We start from the raw sequence: 17,580 nt of genomic DNA, 5'->3' as shown, positions 1-17,580 counted from the left end.
AAAAAAGCGCTCCTCAAAGCGCTTTATAGATTTTAATCATTTCTTTTTCTCCCGCTCATTGCAACAATTGCGACAATCACAATCAGGACCACTCCGCCAATAATCCAATATGTCGGGTTGGTTTGCCATTCTTCCGTGGAAGTTGTAGTAACATTAGTCGTTTTTACAACTGCAGAATCCTGGGCGAATGTCAAAGCAGATGATAAAATCGCAAAAAAGCTGAAAAGAAATAATTTAGCTCGATTGGAGAATGTTGGATTTTTCATAATTTTATTATTTGGTTAATGATGATTTCTCAACATCTATGCCAATTTTAAATATTATCAATTACTATATAGTTGTATGATAATTGAATTCAGAAAATAATTTTTATCAATAAAATATTTAATAAAGAGCAATCAAATCCTTATTTTTACAAAAAAAATAATAATGTTTCGTCTCAAACTTCTTACAGACCCGCGTTGGGTCAACATTGCAGAAGGTAATCTGGAAGAGATTCTTACCGACCACGCTTGGTGTGAGCAAAAAGCAGCTACCAACGCCATCGGTCTCATCACAATGGTTCCAGAATATACAGAAATGGTAACCGAACTGTTGGCAATTGCTCAGGAGGAATTGGACCACTTCAATCAAGTTCACGAGATTATCAAGAAAAGAGGGGGTGTTTTGGGGCGTACCCGCAAAGACGATTATGTGAACGACCTTGTGAAGTTTCTTATAAGAGGCGGAAAAAGAGAAGACCAGATTATCGACAAAATGCTTTTCGCTGCGATGATAGAAGCCAGAAGTTGTGAACGTTTCAAAGTCTTGACAGAAAACATAAAAGACGAAGAACTGAAGAAATTCTACCACGACCTGATGGTTTCAGAAGCCAATCATTATACAGCCTTTATAGGGTTTGCAAGACAATTGGGCGACCCAGAAACCGTGAACAAACGTTGGGAAGAATGGCTGGAATACGAAGCTAGCATTATGAAATCCTACGGTAATAAAGAAACCATCCACGGCTAAATGAACAGAAGCCCCAACGATTATCTTCGACTCTTTATACGATCCTTCATTCAAGGATTGATTATTATTGGACCCTTTGCCATAACGGTTTGGGTCATTTGGAGCGTTGTGAGTAGTATTGATAATTTGGTGCCTTCAGTTTCGGAGAAGTTTCCTGGATTGACGTTTGTAACAGTTATTTTCACCACAACATTCATCGGGTTTTTCGGTAATAAGTTCATTATCGGAAGATTAATAGTGGACGGACTAGATTATGTTTTGGAGCACATCCCTGGAATCAAATTCATATACACATCTCTCAAAGATGTTTTAGGGTCGTTCGTTGGAGACAAGAAAAAATTCAATGTTCCGGTTTGGGTCAAAACCAACGAAAATCCGGAAATCTGGAGAATTGGATTCTTAACACAATCCGATATGTCCGCCGTTAATCTTGAACAAATGGTGGCGGTTTATCTGCCACATTCTTACGCCGTTTCCGGCTGGGTCATCATTACCAAATATACCAATGTAAAAGAAGTTACAGGAATGAGTTCCGCTGAGGCAATGAAGTTTGCAGTCAGTGGTGGTGTTGCCGGCTTCCATTCGGATGATAACGTTTTCAAAGCACCAGAGTAATTTTCATAAATGATAATTGATGGCTGATAAATGATTACTATTATTGAATTCATTTATCAATTGAAATCTAGATTGTTTACATTGGACTTTCCTTTGTGATTTATTTTCATCAATTATCAATATAAAAGATCATTCATCGAATATCAATTATCATTTATATTAATTATGAAATTACCATACGCAGAACCATTTAGAATCAAAATGGTGGAAGAGATATATCAATCTACACAAGAACAACGCGAAGAATGGCTGAAAAATGCCAACTATAATCTATTTAATCTGAGAAGTTCCCACGTCTTCATCGATTTGCTGACGGACAGTGGAACAGGCGCAATGAGCGACAAGCAGTGGGGTGCACTGATGATTGGCGACGAAAGTTATGCCGGTTCCCGTTCCTTCCAAGCTTTGCAACAAACCGTTGAAAAAATCACAGGTTTTCCTTATCTGTTACCAACACACCAAGGTCGTGCAGCAGAAAACGTTTTATTTTCTGTAATGGTAAAAGAAGGCGACGTAGTTCCAGGAAATTCCCATTTTGATACGACGAAAGGCCATATCGAAATCAGAAAAGCACACGCTTTGGACTGTACTATTGATGAAGCTTTTGACATTAATGACCTTCATCCTTTCAAAGGAAATTTGGATTTAGAAAAACTAGAAACGGTTTATAAAACTTATCCAAAAGAACAAATCCCATTCTGTTTAATTACGATTACTTGTAATTCTTCTGGCGGACAGCCTGTTTCTTTAGAGAATATCAAAGCGGTGAAAGAGTTATCCGACCGATACGGAATTCCTGTTTTATTTGATTCAGCGAGGTTTGCAGAGAATGCTTACTTCATCAAGAAAAGAGAAAAAGGACAGGAAAATAAAACTATTAAAGAAATCTGTAAAGAACTATTCTCTTACGGCGACGGAATGACAATGAGTTCAAAGAAAGATGGTTTGGTCAACATCGGCGGATTTATCGCTTTGAAGAATAGAGAAATCTTCGAACAAGCTTCCAATTTCACAATTATCTATGAAGGTTTCATCACTTACGGCGGAATGGCAGGAAGAGATATGTCGGCTTTGGCATCTGGTCTAGATGAAGCAACAGAATTTCCTTATTTGGAAAGCAGAATCTCTCAAGTAGAATACTTAGGAAACAAATTAATGGAAGCAGGAATTCCCGTTCAAAAACCAATCGGAGGACACGCTGTTTTCATAGATGCTCTTAACTTCCTGCCGAATATCAAAAGAGAAGAATTTCCTGCTCAAACATTAGCAATAGAACTTTATAAAGAAGCAGGGATTCGTGGTGTAGAAATAGGAACATTATTAGCAGACCGGGATCCAGAGACAAGAGAAAACCGTTATCCAAAATTAGAATTGTTGAGGTTGGCAATCCCACGAAGAACTTACACAAACAATCATATGGATTATGTTGCAGCCGCGGTAATCAATGTTTTTGAAAGACGAAACGAAATCTATAAAGGTTATAAGATAAAACGTGAACCGGAGATTCTGAGACACTTCACTGTTCAATTGGACAAAGCATAAAATAACAAAAAGAGAGCAATTTCAATTGCTCTCTTTTTTATTTTCTATCTTTCTTCTCTCGTTTAAATTGTTGCGTGGTGGCAGATTGCTGTCCAGGCTTTTCTAATCCCGGTCTACCCGGGCCGTAAGCAGGTGCAGATATTTTCATCTTTTCTTCCATTTCCAGGTCTTCTTTTGTTTTAGGATTTTCCTGTGTTGAGCTTTGGGAAATAGTGTTTCCGGATTCATCCGTAAGTTCCAGTTTTACATCACTTTTCAGATACTTAAGAAGATCTTTTGCTTTTTTACCTTCTGGCGTTTTAGCATAATTGAGAACAATTTGTTCCAACTGCAAAATCATAATTTCTTTTCCGGCAGTTTTTCCAGCATTATAGGCTTGCAATAAGTAAAACTTAGGAACCAGCGCATCTTTAGGATTGTCGGCAATTGCTTTATCAATCATTGTATTGGACTCCGCATATTTTTCTGTCAAATAAAGCGTATAAGCATCCGCATAAAGTTTTTCCACATCTTTTGATGACTTGTTGAAATCCTTATTTTTCGGATTTTTCACAAACTCGGCGTAAGAAGTGTACGGATATTTTTCTAAAATCAACTGCTTTGCTTTTTCTGCATCAGCCGGATTTTTTTCATAATTAAAAACGAAGATATTGTACAAGGCCATCAGATCTGTTTCCTCATCAGGCTTATTATCTACCAGATCATACAAAGTTTTGGTTGCCAGTTTGGTATTTCCGAAAAACGACTCATACATTCTTCCCATTCCAAGGCTTGCAGTATCTCTGTCTTTTTTCAGTCTTCCTAATTCTTCAGGAGAAGTCGGGATTTTTTCAATATAAAATTCTGGTTCCAAACGTCTCGGATCCGGAGCGTTAGCTATTCCTAATGCTTCGTTCTTCATTTCTTCAATCGTTGTCGTTTTTGCAGAATAACGCCAGTTGTCTGCTAAAGTTCTGTTTCCCCAAGTTTGTTTAAAGGATGTTTCTCCTCTTGGGATATTGTTAGAATTAGCAAAATAGAATGTAGAACCTCCGGTATTAATTCCAAAGTTTTGGAAACTACCAGCATCTGTAGAATTATTAGCAAAGATAGAATTAGCATTATAATCGGAATTATCAAAGCCTTTGCTGCGTTCAGCACGTTTCTTTTCCAGTTCTTCTACTGCTTCTTTCTGTTTGATTTTCTCAATATACTTTGCGAAATATTCTCTTTTTTCATCAAGACTCATTTTAGAAAGATTCAGAATACTGTCATTCTTTTTAACAACATAATAATTCTTAGAAAGTTTCTTGATATTGGCTGAAAGATCGGTTAATCTGTCTTTTTCAGGCTTATAAGTCATCACAGCTAATGCGCTATCATAGTAAACACCAGCCGTCAAATAATCGTCTTTTGCAAAATATTTTTTAGCCAATTCGGAATAAGTAAGTCCACGAATTTGTGGATCAGACTGTTTCTCCTTCAAAGCTTTTCTGAAAAAAGAATCTGCGATAGAATCTTTTGTGGCAGACGTTGCAACCAAACCACTTGCGTAATACAGCTCATTTTTACGGGACGCATAAGTTCCTTTTTTAGCAATTTTCGCAAGGTAAGCCATTGCTTCATCATAACTGTCGGCTTTGCCATCAAAAGTTTTAGCAATTTCTATCTGAGATTTAACCTCGAATTCATAGCTGTTCGCATATTTGTAAGCTGCAGCAAAAGATTCTCTGGCTTCATCTTTTCTATTGAGATTAGAAAGTATTTGTCCACGCAAATAGGCGATTCTGCTTTTTATTTTTCTGTTTTTGTTATAAGTAAACGCTTCTTCCAAAACTTCTGCAGCCAATTCTTTTTTGCCCCATTTCAGAAAATTATCCGCTTGATAAACTTTCAGAATTCGCTTATGTTCTTTGGTTAATTTAATCTTTGGATCTTCTTCCAAATCTCTGAAAACCTCATCAGCACGATAATATTCTTTCAGTTTAGAATAATTCACCGCTTGATAAATTCTCGCCAACGGCAATCTTTTATCCTTGCTCATTGTGTTGAAAATGTAACCCAATGCGTCCAGAGATTCCAAATATTTTCCTTGATATAATCTTGCTTTTGCCAAAAGAATATAAGCGTCAAAAATCTTTTTATTCTTTTCTACGCTGTTTACTAGAACTGAATATTTGGTGATAGTTTTCAGTGCTTTAGCTTCTGTAATTTGTAAAGTTGTAGCCCCTTTTTTATTGGGATTTGCGCCACCCATTCTTTCATTAACATCAGGAGACGTACTTCTAGAACCTCCTCTTAGTGGCATTGGTCCCGGGTCAGAATTGTCGGTTGCTGCGGTAACATTTTGGACATCATTAAGATTGTCTTCTGTAGTGTAAATAGAAATATATGGATCGTAGAAATTGTCAACATGTGCTTTGTCTCTGCTTTCCATCTCGGCAAGAAAAGATTCCTTACTGTTGAACAACGTATTATGAAACGTCATAAATCTGTTAACGGGTCCACTTTTAGTTTTTTTCTTTTTTTGGCGCGGGTTACAGGCAATTACGCTTACGATGGCAAGTATGATTAGTAAATATTTTCTCATCTAATTATTTCAAAATGAAATTTCTGGTTGAATCTGTAAAAATAACGAAATTTTGCAAGGAAAATTATCCAAAGATGCGAGTTTTACAAATTGCCTGTAAAACAATTCAATTTTTTGAGTTCTTCATAAACCAAATCTACAGGAAAACCCATCACAGAATAGAAAGAACCGGAAATGTTTTTGATTTTTGCCATTCCCAACCATTCTTGTATTCCGTATGACCCGGCTTTGTCAAAAGGTTTATAATTGTTGATATAAAATTTAATTTCCTCATCGCTGATTTCCGAGAACTCTACATCCGTTTTGCTGGTTTTACTGATTTCCGAATCAATTGTTTTGATCGTAAAAGCTGTATAAACCTGATGTACTTTTCCCGAAAGACTTTTTATCATTTCAAAAGCTTCATTCTCATCTTTGGGTTTGAGAAGAATTTTTTGGTCTAATGCAACAATGGTGTCCGAGGTTAAAAGGAGTTCGTTTTCATTAACATCAAAAGCTTTTGCTTTCTTGGCTGAGACATATTCGGCAATCTCATCTGGTTTTAAATTTGAAGGATAAGATTCATCAACATCTATTTTAACGATATCGAATTGATAACCTAATTGTGTCAGAAGTTCTTTTCGTCTAGGTGAATTGGAAGCTAGTAATAGATTCATATTCAATAATTAAGCTGATTTTGTTTCTTCGTCAAGATTCCATTTGCCTTGCACTTTCATTACTTGCTCTATCACATCGCGTACAGCTCCTTTTCCTCCATAAATTGGTGAAATATAATCTGAAATTGCTTTCACTTCCGGAACCGCATTCGCAGGACAAGCTGAGATTTCTGCTAATTTCATAATTCCAATATCAGGAATATCGTCGCCCATCATTAGGATTTCGGAATCTTGCAAATTATGTTTGGATTTGAAATCTTCGTAGTCGGAAACTTTGTGAGAAGACTTAGCATAATAATCTTTGATACCAAGATATTCCATTCTGTTTTTTACCATCGGGTCATTTCCGCCAGTGATAATCCCAATTTTGTAACCTTGTTTCAAAGATTGGACAACTGCATAACCATCCAAAACACTCATCACACGAGACATATTTTGGTCTGGTAAAAGGTAAACGCTTCCATCGGTAAAAACACCATCGACATCAAAAACGAAAGCTTTTATATTTTTAAGTTTTGGTAAATAACTCATTTTGAATTTTATTTAGAAATTTTGCATAAAAAAGCCCTCTCGGAAGAGGACTATAAAAATAGTGTTTTATGTCTAATTAAGGGTAAAGTGCTGGTTCTATTTTGTTATTATTGTTTTTGATTTCCTCTCTTTGGTTTTTTTCCATCGCTCGCAGAACTTCTGAAGGTTCCGACATCATTTTCCCATCAATATTCAGAGTTAGCTTCATATTTCCTTGTGATAGCATTTGTCGTGTGTCTTTTACAGGATCATTTTTGTATTCTTTCCATTGTTTTTTAAACTGCTCCTCGGAAACTTCGATTTCTTTTCCGCCAGGAATACCGAATGTTTTTACAACAATCCCGCCGCGTGTACTTCCGATTTCTTCTTTTTCGATTTTCACAACTTCATCAAACTTTTTGCTTCCGGCAAATTTGAAACTATGCGTTCCTGTAGAGTCTTCCATTTCCAAAATCAAACCAGGTAATCCTGAAAATTTATAAGGGCCATCCTGAAAAGGAAAGTCCTGTGAAAACCAAGCCGTCCAAGTTCTTCCACCGAAGTCGAGTGTGGCTTTTTGAACTTCGAATTTATCAATCGTTTTCTTATCTGGAAGAATTTTCCAAGCCATTGGATTTTCATTTTTAACACTGAATCTAGAATTGCCAATACCGGTATGTAAAACTATATTGAAATCCGGATAGGATTTGGAAACAGAATATCCTATTTTCCCTCCGTTTCCGCCACGGTAGTTAAAATTGGTGGAACCTGTCGCAATTTGCTTTTTAAAATAAGCATCTCTTGTAGAATCGCTCACAAATTTTTGTCTGCTATAGAAATTGCTACCCTCTTTTTTGATATCCAAATACATCAACTCTGTTTCAAGAGAGTCTTTCTTTGCGAGATTAGAAGCGAACTTGTATTCGTACATAATCCTTGTTCCTTGTGCTAATGATAATAAGCTCGCTGTAATCATCAATAATGAAAATATTTTCTTCATAACTAAAAAATTAGTGATTTAAAATTAAGAAAAATAAAAAGACAGACAATAAAAAGTTGCGCTGCCTTTTTGGTTATAATAAATAGTGTGTTACTTGAAATTGAATTTTACAGTGAACATAAACTGGCTTGGACGGATATACATTTGATTGGTTGTAACAAGTTGTTGTAAAACATCCACATTTACAGTTTCATAAACTTTTCTGTTTGCGATATTCAACCATTTGAATTCGAAATCAATTTTTCTCTTAACCCAAGTGTATTGGTAAGATAAATCGAAGAAAGAGTTTCTAAAGTTTTGTCCACTTGCCTTTGTAGAAAGATCATCCCAGTTGAAACCAAAAGTATGATTGTCGCTTGGATAAATATACGCTGCTAGATTATGATTCCAACCGCTGGATTTGAAAACTGTATTGTCATTTTTATTGGTGTTTTTGCTCCAGTTCAGATTGATGTTATAATCTAAACTAAACCAACTGAAATATGTGTTGTTAAATTTGATCCCCAGGGTTTGTCTACTGTTTGCAGACTCTCTTAAATCGGAATTAAAATAAGAGAAAGAATTGGAATCTGTATTGGTACCGCTTATAGATAGATTGGATTTGAATTTTGGAAAATATTTGCCAATTTCTGCACCTTCTGTCTGAGTTCTGATTGAGTTCTCTTTACTTTGCAATTCTAACTCTGAGATGAAACCATTAGTTTTATAACTTTCTATTAAGTTTCTTTTGTTGGTAGAATAGTTATATCTCACATTGAAGAACAAATTATTCAAAGGGTTTCTATACTCTAGTCTGGAGCCAATCATTCTGCTCAAATATTCTGGCATCTCAATATTGTCACTAAATCTTTTTTGCAAATTGGTGGGACTTGTCAGCATATTTCCGCCATACAAAAATCCAAAGTTTCCAAAATCATAAGATTGATTGGCGAAAGCCCAAATTTTGAAAAAAGATGCAAAGTCTAAATTTGCAAACAAATTAGGTTCAAAAACAGTTTTACTTTTATCCAAATAATTTTGTCTGATATTATCTTTGTAAGTAATACCATAGAAATTCATTGGAAGCGTTAGGTTTAGGTTGAAGTTTTGAGATTTGAAGTTAACACCAACTTGAGTATATGGCATTACTTCGTTCCAATCCATATCATTTTGTCTATCTGTTCCAAGGAAATAATTATTATTACTAACCTCTCCTGTAATAGCAGATTTTAAATTGTTAAAATTCATATTCAAACCAAACTCAGGAGTGAATGTCCATTTTCTATAAGAAAAACCTACAGAAGCAGAATGATTAACTTCAAGAGTTTTGGATATGGCATATTGGCTGATTTTATCAAAATTACTGAATCCGAAATTTTCCATATAATTTCCTGGAGAAACGGTGAGCGTTTGTTTATCTTTCTGATACTTAACGTAACTCATAAAATTAACAAGTTTATCTTTCCAAGGAATAATTGTGCTTAATGAATTTTGGAATGTTCCGGTTGGAGAATCTAAAGACTCATCTGCAAATTTATGGATTGGTGTAGCTGTAGGATCATTCAATGCTGGAGGTAGATTGTTGTCTACATTTGCACGGTCTGTATTCCAGAAACTGTTCCATGTAGTTGTATTTTTAAAAAATCCTTTTTTTGCATTCTTTGTGAAAATCAACTCACCCTTGGCAACATTGTCAAAAAATCTGTTATTGGTACTCGATACAAATGTACCACCATTTGGAAGTGTTGGGACTGATATAGAACCAGCTCCATAAACTTTTGTTTGCACGTCTTCTCTTTTGATACTGTTATTGGTGTAGGAAGCATTCGCCTTCAATTCCCATTCTTTATTTTTGAAAGGACTTGTTAATAAGTTCGCAGAAAAGAAGTGAACGTTATTCAACAGGTATCTTTTTTCAGGAACATCTGGTACGCTTGCAGTTTCTATATTAGTCCAGGATTTTTGACCAGCTTGTGATCTTCTTCCTTCCCAACGGCTTCCAAAACTTAACAGATTGCCTTCTTTTTCTACACTTTCTCCATTGTTATTAGCCTTGTAATTAACAACCCATTGGTTTTTTTGTCCAAAGAACATCGGGGTTAATTTCACATTCCAAAGTAATGGACTGAAACCTGCACCAATCTCTCCACGACCTGTCATCGTCACCGATTTTTTTAGTTTGATGTTAAGAGCGGCTTGTTCAGAAGGAACTTTGTCGCGCAAAATGCTTACTGGCTGATGGTTTTCCAAGACTTCTACCTTAGAGACAGCATCTTTTGGTAACGAGTTATTGATTGTTCCATAGCCACCTTCCATCAAATCTTTTCCGTTCACATAGAATTTGTTGATTGCTTCGCCTTGATAAAGTACAGTTCCATCTTTGTTAACCTCAATCCCAGGGATTTTCTTTAAAACATCGGCAAGAGTTCTGTCATTTTTATTTTCAAAAGACTTAAGATCATATGAAATAGTGTCACCTTTTTTAGTGATTAGTTTTGTTTTGAGTCTTACCTCTTGGATTTCTGTTGCCTGAGAATCCATTGAGAAGTTTAGTTTCTGATCCTCATTTTTGATAGTTTGTGTAATTGGTTTCTGGTTGAAAGCCTTGATTTTCAAATCCAAATTACCTTCCGCTGAGTTCACAGAAACTTTGTATTCTCCTTTTGCATTGGAAATTCCGTATGCTAATATAGCATTCTTTCCTGGCTCTTCCACAGTTACACTAGCACTCGCAAGCGGTTTTCCATCGGCATCGGTTATCACTCCGGAAATTGTTTTTTGTGCCAAAACAATCATTGAAAAAGATAGGATGAAAAGAACGGATAATAATTTTTTCATAGTTTAATGGTATCACTAAATAGTTAGTAATTAAAAATTACAAAATGTTACAAAGTTTCTATTGGAGTTAAAAAAAATAGTAAGGTTAAATCATAATATTCATGATAGAATGAAATATTATAAAATAGATTTAAACTATTTGTAATTGTTATAAATAAAGGAAATGTTTTTTGTCTTGAGAAACATTAATTTAATAAATTTGTGCCTTAATATTACATTAATATGGGTATCATTCTAAAACCAATTGATATAGTAGACGATATTACTAAAGAAGAATTTCTAGAAAAGTATCTTAAGCCACGCAAACCAGTCGTGATAAAAAATATGGCCAGAAACTGGCCAGCTTATCAAAAATGGACGATGGATTATATAAAGGAAGTTGTAGGCGATGTAACTGTTCCTTTGTATGACAGTGCGAAGGCTGATCCTGCTGCTCCTATCAATACACCAACTGCAGAAATGAAATTTGCAGACTATATTGATTTAATCCAAAGAGAACCAACAGATCTCAGAATTTTCTTCTTCGATCCGATAAAGCATGCACCGAAAATCCTAAAAGATTATCTTTCCCCTAAGGAATTGATGGGAGGTTTTCTTGACAAATATCCTAGTATGTTCTTTGGTGGTAAAGGTTCTGTGACTTTTCTCCATTATGATATAGATATGGCGCATATTTTCCACACGCATTTCAACGGTAGAAAACATGTTTTGCTTTTTGATTATAAGTGGAAAGAGAGATTGTATCAACTTCCTTACGCAACTTATGCTTTGGAAGATTATGATATCGAGAATCCAGATTTCAAGAATTTTCCAGCATTGGATGGAGTAGAAGGTATCGAATGTTTCTTGGAACACGGTGACACACTTTTTATGCCTACAGGTTGGTGGCATTGGATGAAATATCTGGACGGAAGTTTCTCTATTTCATTAAGAGCTTGGGACAAAAGCTGGGCTGTAAAAGCTCATTCTCTTTGGAATCTTACTGTGCAAAGAGGTTTTGATAACTTTATGAAGAAAAACTTCAAAGCCAATTATATGAATTGGAAAGAGAAAAAAGCAGTTGCAAGAGCCAATTATGCTTTAAAAAGAGGATTGCCTAAGTAATTGTAATTCAATTCTAAAATATAAAAAATGCAACTCAGTTATTGAGTTGCATTTTTATTTATAATAAGTGAAATTGGTTTAAACCACACCTTGAGCCAACATTGCTTCAGCTACTTTTACGAAACCTGCGATGTTTGCACCTTTTACATAATTCACAAATCCGTCTTCTTCTCTACCGTAATCTCTACAAGCTTTGTGGATTCCAATCATAATTTCTTTCAGTCTTGCATCAACTTCGTCAGAAGTCCAGTTCAATCTGATAGAGTTTTGTGTCATCTCTAATCCAGAAGTCGCAACACCACCAGCGTTAGAAGCTTTTCCTGGAGAGAATAATACTTTATTATCCAAGAAATAATTGATAGCATCTAAAGTTGAAGGCATATTCGCCGCTTCGGTTACACAAAGACAACCGTTAGCAACCAATGCTCTAGCATCTTCAAGATCTAATTCATTTTGAGTTGCAGATGGAAAAGCAACATCACATTTTACTTCCCAAGGTCTTTTTCCAGCGAAGAATTGTGCTTCTGGATATTTTTTTGCATAATCCTCAGCTCTGTTATTTCCGCTAGCTCTTAGTTCAAGAAGATATTCTATTTTTTCTCCAGAGATTCCGTCTTTATCGTAGATATAACCATCTGGACCAGAAATAGTAACTACTTTTCCGCCAAGGTCATTGATTTTTTTGATAACACCCCAAGCCACGTTTCCGAAGCCTGAAACTACAACAGTTTTACCAGCAATAGATTCGTTGATAGTTTTCAACATTTGCTCAGCGAAATAAACCACACCATAACCAGTCGCTTCTGGTCTAATCAAAGATCCACCGTAAGCCAAACCTTTACCAGTTAATACTCCGGTAAACTCGTTTCTGATTTTTTTATACATTCCAAAAAGGTATCCGATTTCTCTTGCTCCAACGCCGATATCACCTGCAGGAACGTCGGTTTCTGGACCAATGTGTTTGCAAAGTTCCATCATAAAAGCTTGGCAGAAACGCATAACTTCCATATCAGATTTTCCTTGAGGGTCAAAATCAGAACCTCCTTTTCCACCGCCCATTGGCAATGTTGTCAAACTATTTTTGAAGACTTGTTCGAAAGCCAAGAATTTCAATACACTAAGATTTACCGTTGGATGGAATCTGATTCCACCTTTGTAAGGCCCGATTGCAGAATTCATCTGGATTCTGAAACCTCTGTTTACCTGGATTTCTCCCTTATCATCAATCCAAGGCACACGGAAGATGATTACTCTTTCCGGTTCTGCCATTCTCTCTAAGAGCTTCATTCCGGTATATTCTTTTTTCGTAGCAATGAAAGGGATTACGGTTACCGCAACTTCTTTTACAGCTTGGATAAACTCGGGTTCGTTAGGATTTTTGGCTTCGATTTTTGCCATAAACTCCTGAATCTTTTCTTCAACGTTAAATAATTCCATTGTTGTACAATTATGACAACAAATTTAAATTCTTTTTCGAATTTCGCAAGTAATATTTTGATTTTTATTAAAAATTTAATGATATTGATTAAGTTTTTTGCATAATGTATAATTACATCTTTTGTATTAACAATATTTGAATTTAATATTAAATACCTTCAATTTTCGTAAATGTGGGTTTTGTTAATTTAACTGATATTGTCGTCCGGAAAGACAGTTGATGTAGCCATATATCTCTAAATCAAGAAGAATTGGCAAAAGTTTGTGATGTAAAATGCCCGATTTTTCCGCTAATTCGTCAAGAGAAATTGTTTTATTTTCGGTCATAATTTCTAAGATTTTATGATGGTTTTTTTTCTCAGGATCAATTTCAATTCTAGCTTCTTCCTTCGGGAATAATTCGGGTTGGGGAATGAAGTTCAAATTTTTAATTAATGAATTGATATCGACAATAGTTTCAGCTTTGTTAAGAGAAATCAACTGGTTGCAACCTTGGCTATAAATGTCAGTAATTTTACCAGGCAACGCAAAAACATCCCGATTGTATTGGTTTGCAAAACCGACAGTTGTAACAGATCCACCACCGTAAGCTGTTTCCACAACAATCAAATTGGGAGAAAATCCAGCAATGATCCTATTTCTTTGTAAAAAATTTTCTCTTGCCATTCCTTCGAACGAGGCATATTCGGTTACAAGTGCACCGTTATTTTCAAGAATTTTATTGGCTAACGTTTTATTCTTGGCAGGATAAATCGAATTTAAACCTTGTGCCAAAACTGCAATTGTTGGAATTTGATTTTTTAGAGATTCTTCGTGAACACAAGAGTCTGCACCTAATGCCAAACCGCTTACTGTTGAAACTTTTGATGTTGATAATCCAGAAAGTAGCTCTTGGATAAAACTCTTTCCGTAAAGAGTCATTTTTCTGGTTCCGACGATACTAATCGGATTTAAATTAGGATTCAAATTTCCTTTATAAAAGATAAGCACAGGAGAATCGTCACAATTCAAAAGATGTTTTGGATAGAAGTCGTCCTTTTGAGAAATAATGCTGATGTTTTGTTTTTCGCAAAGTTTGATTTCTTTTTCTGCAATGAGTAGAAATTCTTTATTTCCAACATTCTGAATGGTTTGTTTACCAATTCCGGATGTAGAAAGTAGAGATTTGGGAGACGATTCCCAAACTTTTTTGGCTGAGCCGATATTTGCAATCAGCTTTTTCAGGTTGATGTTACCAATGTTTTTGCACTGTTTCAGCGCTAGAATGTAAAGATGTTCTTCGGAAGTCATGGCTCATTTGCGTTATGACCAAATTAAGAATTATTTTTCTCTTTTCCGAATTTCATCCAAATAATCCCAAATAGATTCTTGTTTTAGTTGAGGTAATTCTTCGAAATCTTCTGAATGATTCGCCATATATTCTTGCCAGATTTTATCATCCTTTTCGTTATAATAATTTGGGAATTCCCAAATGTATTTCTTTTTCTTATCGCCAATTTTTCTAAAAATAACGGCCAAAATGACTCCAGTGATACTTCCTGCTAAATGTGATTGCCAGCTGATTCTGCTTGGCTCTTCTAGATTGGAGAAAAATTCTTCCGGAAAAATTCCCCATATCAAACTTCCATAATACAAGGCAACCACCATAGAAATTGTCAGTAATTTCATATTCCAACGGAAAACTCCGCTGAAAAAAATGAAAAATGCTAACATGTAGACCAATCCGCTGGCGCCGATAATACAGCTATAGTTCCATTCTCCAGTAGTAATATCGATTGGCGGCAACATCCAAACCAGTAAGCCTGCAGCTATCCACCCAATAAAGAAAACACGGAATGCTATTTTAGAATAAAATTCGAAAAGTAAAAAGAGAAGAATTGCAATCGGCATAGAGTTTCCGATGATGTGATCCAAACTTCCGTGTAGAAGTGGTGCAAGAAGAACGCCTTTCAATCCTTCCGGCATTAGAGGAATCAATGCGCCGTCACAACCTTGGAAAAATCCAATGTTTTGTAACAAGAAAAAACTCCACATTAGCACCAACATAATAATTGGCAGTAAAATAGATCGCAAATTGAAAGATTTTAAAAACATTGATTTTAGATTCTCAATTTTACAGCCAATTTTGAAAAAAGGTAAATTTGTCTGTAAAAAACAGGTCAAGAAATGTGAATTTGGTTATAAAGTCAGATTATTAGAAATTTAGTTTTATTATTTTTGTTTAAAATTTAGATCTTAATGAAAAAGGTATTGGTGTTGTTTGTCCTAATATTGGGCGTTTTCTTTAATGCACAGGTGGCTGATTATCAGAAAATTATCGATTCTATCGGTCAGAAAAAATGGGATTCTACATCTATAGATCTGGACAGTCTTTCCAATCCGAGGATTATTGATATCAAATCTTTGAAAAGAGATGAGGTGCAAATTAATAATAGCGTTGTGATCGTTCCAAATAATGATGCAAGTCCGCTGACGCCATCATCTATTTTGACTTTGCCTACACTGAAACGTTGGTTTGTTTTTGGACAAAACACGTTGGTTTTCAACCAGTCATCATTTGCCAATTGGTACGCTGGGGGAAATAATAATATTGGTGTTATAGGAAAAGTGAATTACAATATTGTCTATAAAAAAGATAAACATTATCTCGATAATAATATCCAATTAGGTTACGGTTTTGTCTCTTCTACAGGTCAATCTACCAGAAAAACAGATGATTATATCAATATTATGACCAATTATGGCTACGAGTTGGCGCAGCATTATTATTTGTCCACAGGTTTTCAGTTTCTGTCACAGTTCACGCCGGGGTTCAATTATTCTGCAACACCAGATCCTGTTTATGATAACAGAATTTCTAAATTTATGGCACCAGGATATCTAAACTTAGGTATTGGTATTTCATATAATCCCAATGAAAACTTCCAGTTGATTGTTCGTCCTTTGAATGGAAAATTCACTTTTGTCTTGGATAAAAAACTACAATTTGCAGGCAATTACGGTTTGGAAAAAGATGGACAAAGTCTGAGAGCTGAGGTTGGTACCATGGTGAATGTTCTTTATAAGATTAAACTTTTCAAAGATGCAACATATGTGAACCAGCTTAATCTCTTTAGTAATTATCTGGAACATTCTGAAAGAGTTGATATCACTTATAGTGGTGCTCTTAATTTGAAATTCAACAAGTATATTACAACTTCTGTAACCATAGATGTGATGTATGATCACGACCAGATTCAGAAAGTTCAGAGAAAGCAGACTTTAGGAGTTGGTGTTACCTATAATTTGGGTTATAAGGTAGACAGAGATAGCAATACTGGAGTTATCAAACCATTTGTAAATTAATCCTTTTTCTATTTTACTTTCTTTGTTTCCGAAAACAAAGAAATTATGAAGAAATTACTACTGTCAGCTAGCTTTTTATGGGCTCTGAACTCTTATGCACAAGTTCAACTTGTTCAGGATTCTACTAAAGCTTGGTCTGTTGTTGGGCAAAATACCTTGATGCTCAATCAATCTGCATTCTCAAATTGGGTTGCTGGAGGTGCTAACAATATTGGTTGGCAGGCTGGAGTCAATTACAATATGACTTATGAGAAGGATAAGGATCTTTGGGAAAACCTTATCATTCTAGGATATGGGATGAATAATACCCAAGGCGTTGGCAACAGAAAAACGCTAGATGTCATTAATCTTTCTACCAATTATGGGCGTAAAATTTCTGAAAACTGGTACGCATCTGTTGGTACTGGATTGATTACTCAGTTCGCGCCAGGTTACGAAGACGGTAATAATCCGGAGGCTTCTAAAATATCTAATTTTATGTCACCAGTGTATGTTAATTTGGGAGCTGGTTTTACATATAAACCAATTGATAATTTTACAATGACATTAAGACCCGCCAACGCAAGATTCACTTTTGTTTTGGATAAAGATTTGCAATGGGCAGGAAATTATGGACTGAAGAATGACGGCGACTCTATGCTGTTTCAATTCGGTTTCTTGGGAACAACGCAGTATAAAGTGAAATTAATGGAAAATATTACATTGCAAAACACTGCTTCGGTTTTCTCTAATTATCTAGAGCATCCGGAAAGACTTGTTCTGTCATATTCGGGAATTTTGAATATGAAAGTCAATAAGTATATATCGACCAACATCACTTTGGATCTCTTGTACGATCATAATCAAATCAAGAAAACTCAGCTAAAACAAACCTTAGGAATTGGTTTGGCTTATAATATTGATAATGGTCAAAAACGTTCGGAAGACAAGCGTAACCAAGAATGGAAAACGAAATAAAAATTTGAAATAAAAAA

Annotated in this window: 15 protein-coding genes; 6 read left to right on the top strand and 9 right to left on the bottom strand. The window is 35.3% G+C overall.

Annotated features, from left to right (window positions below):
• Positions 1-32: 32 nt before the first annotated feature.
• Positions 33-266, bottom strand: a complete 234-nt coding sequence (locus V7P73_RS01740) for a hypothetical protein (RefSeq protein ID WP_333850943.1) — start codon at positions 264-266, stop codon at positions 33-35.
• A gap of 163 nt (positions 267-429) precedes the next feature.
• On the opposite strand from V7P73_RS01740, the gene V7P73_RS01735 reads away from it, so the two are divergent.
• The 3 genes from V7P73_RS01735 to V7P73_RS01725 all read left to right on the top strand — a co-directional run bounded on the left by V7P73_RS01735 (position 430) and on the right by V7P73_RS01725 (position 3,168).
• Positions 430-1,011 carry a tRNA-(ms[2]io[6]A)-hydroxylase gene (locus V7P73_RS01735; RefSeq protein WP_333850941.1) on the top strand — a complete coding sequence of 194 codons (582 nt, stop codon included), beginning with the start codon at positions 430-432 and terminating at the stop codon, positions 1,009-1,011.
• Positions 1,012-1,626: a DUF502 domain-containing protein gene (locus V7P73_RS01730; RefSeq protein ID WP_333850939.1), complete on the top strand. Its 615-nt coding sequence runs from the start codon at positions 1,012-1,014 to the stop codon at positions 1,624-1,626.
• A 165-nt stretch (positions 1,627-1,791) separates the two neighbouring features.
• Positions 1,792-3,168 (top strand): tryptophanase, encoded by a 1,377-nt coding sequence (locus V7P73_RS01725; RefSeq protein ID WP_333850937.1) that lies wholly within the window; start codon positions 1,792-1,794, stop codon positions 3,166-3,168.
• Positions 3,169-3,205: 37 nt separating this feature from the next.
• On the opposite strand, the gene porW is transcribed toward V7P73_RS01725, so the two are convergent.
• The 5 genes from porW to V7P73_RS01700 all read right to left on the bottom strand — a co-directional run bounded on the left by porW (position 3,206) and on the right by V7P73_RS01700 (position 10,720).
• Positions 3,206-5,737, bottom strand: a complete 2,532-nt coding sequence (gene porW / locus V7P73_RS01720) for a type IX secretion system periplasmic lipoprotein PorW/SprE (protein ID WP_333850935.1) — start codon at positions 5,735-5,737, stop codon at positions 3,206-3,208.
• An 83-nt stretch (positions 5,738-5,820) separates the two neighbouring features.
• Complete coding sequence (locus V7P73_RS01715; RefSeq protein WP_333850933.1) at positions 5,821-6,393, bottom strand: Maf family nucleotide pyrophosphatase; 573 nt, start codon at positions 6,391-6,393, stop codon at positions 5,821-5,823.
• A 9-nt stretch (positions 6,394-6,402) separates the two neighbouring features.
• Positions 6,403-6,924 carry a KdsC family phosphatase gene (locus tag V7P73_RS01710; protein ID WP_313099763.1) on the bottom strand — a complete coding sequence of 174 codons (522 nt, stop codon included), beginning with the start codon at positions 6,922-6,924 and terminating at the stop codon, positions 6,403-6,405.
• A 76-nt stretch (positions 6,925-7,000) separates the two neighbouring features.
• Complete coding sequence (locus V7P73_RS01705) at positions 7,001-7,903, bottom strand: GLPGLI family protein (protein ID WP_333850930.1); 903 nt, start codon at positions 7,901-7,903, stop codon at positions 7,001-7,003.
• Positions 7,904-7,993: 90 nt separating this feature from the next.
• Positions 7,994-10,720 carry a TonB-dependent receptor gene (locus V7P73_RS01700; RefSeq protein ID WP_333850928.1) on the bottom strand — a complete coding sequence of 909 codons (2,727 nt, stop codon included), beginning with the start codon at positions 10,718-10,720 and terminating at the stop codon, positions 7,994-7,996.
• A 222-nt stretch (positions 10,721-10,942) separates the two neighbouring features.
• On the opposite strand from V7P73_RS01700, the gene V7P73_RS01695 reads away from it, so the two are divergent.
• On the top strand, positions 10,943-11,824 hold the full coding sequence (locus V7P73_RS01695) for a cupin-like domain-containing protein (protein ID WP_333850927.1): 882 nt from the start codon (positions 10,943-10,945) through the stop codon (positions 11,822-11,824).
• Positions 11,825-11,902: 78 nt separating this feature from the next.
• Here the strand turns inward: V7P73_RS01695 and gdhA are convergent, their stop codons facing one another.
• The 3 genes from gdhA to V7P73_RS01680 form a co-directional block, all read right to left on the bottom strand.
• Positions 11,903-13,261 carry an NADP-specific glutamate dehydrogenase gene (gene gdhA / locus V7P73_RS01690; protein WP_333850925.1) on the bottom strand — a complete coding sequence of 453 codons (1,359 nt, stop codon included), beginning with the start codon at positions 13,259-13,261 and terminating at the stop codon, positions 11,903-11,905.
• 183 nt (positions 13,262-13,444) lie between these two features.
• On the bottom strand, positions 13,445-14,551 hold the full coding sequence (dprA, locus tag V7P73_RS01685; RefSeq protein ID WP_333850922.1) for a DNA-processing protein DprA: 1,107 nt from the start codon (positions 14,549-14,551) through the stop codon (positions 13,445-13,447).
• A gap of 30 nt (positions 14,552-14,581) precedes the next feature.
• On the bottom strand, positions 14,582-15,355 hold the full coding sequence (locus tag V7P73_RS01680; RefSeq protein WP_333850920.1) for a rhomboid family intramembrane serine protease: 774 nt from the start codon (positions 15,353-15,355) through the stop codon (positions 14,582-14,584).
• A 144-nt stretch (positions 15,356-15,499) separates the two neighbouring features.
• Between V7P73_RS01680 and V7P73_RS01675 the strand changes: the two genes are divergently transcribed.
• A complete protein-coding gene (locus tag V7P73_RS01675) occupies positions 15,500-16,606 on the top strand; it encodes a DUF3078 domain-containing protein (protein ID WP_333850918.1) in 1,107 nt (368 codons plus the stop codon).
• A gap of 45 nt (positions 16,607-16,651) precedes the next feature.
• Entirely contained in the window at positions 16,652-17,563 is a 912-nt protein-coding gene (locus tag V7P73_RS01670; protein ID WP_333850916.1) for a DUF3078 domain-containing protein, read from the top strand.
• Positions 17,564-17,580: the final 17 nt, after the last annotated feature.

Source organism: Epilithonimonas sp., assembly GCF_036780765.1.
In the GTDB taxonomy this organism is placed as follows: domain Bacteria; phylum Bacteroidota; class Bacteroidia; order Flavobacteriales; family Weeksellaceae; genus Epilithonimonas.
Note: the sequence above shows the minus strand (reverse complement) of the source record. Positions and strands in the feature narration are given on the sequence as shown.

Coding starts and splice junctions, on each gene's coding strand:
- V7P73_RS01740 (WP_333850943.1), bottom strand. CDS start 266: ATGAAAAATCCAACATTCTCCAATCGAGCTAAATTATTTCTTTTCAGC.
- V7P73_RS01735 (WP_333850941.1), top strand. CDS start 430: ATGTTTCGTCTCAAACTTCTTACAGACCCGCGTTGGGTCAACATTGCA.
- V7P73_RS01730 (WP_333850939.1), top strand. CDS start 1,012: ATGAACAGAAGCCCCAACGATTATCTTCGACTCTTTATACGATCCTTC.
- V7P73_RS01725 (WP_333850937.1), top strand. CDS start 1,792: ATGAAATTACCATACGCAGAACCATTTAGAATCAAAATGGTGGAAGAG.
- porW (WP_333850935.1), bottom strand. CDS start 5,737: ATGAGAAAATATTTACTAATCATACTTGCCATCGTAAGCGTAATTGCC.
- V7P73_RS01715 (WP_333850933.1), bottom strand. CDS start 6,393: ATGAATCTATTACTAGCTTCCAATTCACCTAGACGAAAAGAACTTCTG.
- V7P73_RS01710 (WP_313099763.1), bottom strand. CDS start 6,924: ATGAGTTATTTACCAAAACTTAAAAATATAAAAGCTTTCGTTTTTGAT.
- V7P73_RS01705 (WP_333850930.1), bottom strand. CDS start 7,903: ATGAAGAAAATATTTTCATTATTGATGATTACAGCGAGCTTATTATCA.
- V7P73_RS01700 (WP_333850928.1), bottom strand. CDS start 10,720: ATGAAAAAATTATTATCCGTTCTTTTCATCCTATCTTTTTCAATGATT.
- V7P73_RS01695 (WP_333850927.1), top strand. CDS start 10,943: ATGGGTATCATTCTAAAACCAATTGATATAGTAGACGATATTACTAAA.
- gdhA (WP_333850925.1), bottom strand. CDS start 13,261: ATGGAATTATTTAACGTTGAAGAAAAGATTCAGGAGTTTATGGCAAAA.
- dprA (WP_333850922.1), bottom strand. CDS start 14,551: ATGACTTCCGAAGAACATCTTTACATTCTAGCGCTGAAACAGTGCAAA.
- V7P73_RS01680 (WP_333850920.1), bottom strand. CDS start 15,355: ATGTTTTTAAAATCTTTCAATTTGCGATCTATTTTACTGCCAATTATT.
- V7P73_RS01675 (WP_333850918.1), top strand. CDS start 15,500: ATGAAAAAGGTATTGGTGTTGTTTGTCCTAATATTGGGCGTTTTCTTT.
- V7P73_RS01670 (WP_333850916.1), top strand. CDS start 16,652: ATGAAGAAATTACTACTGTCAGCTAGCTTTTTATGGGCTCTGAACTCT.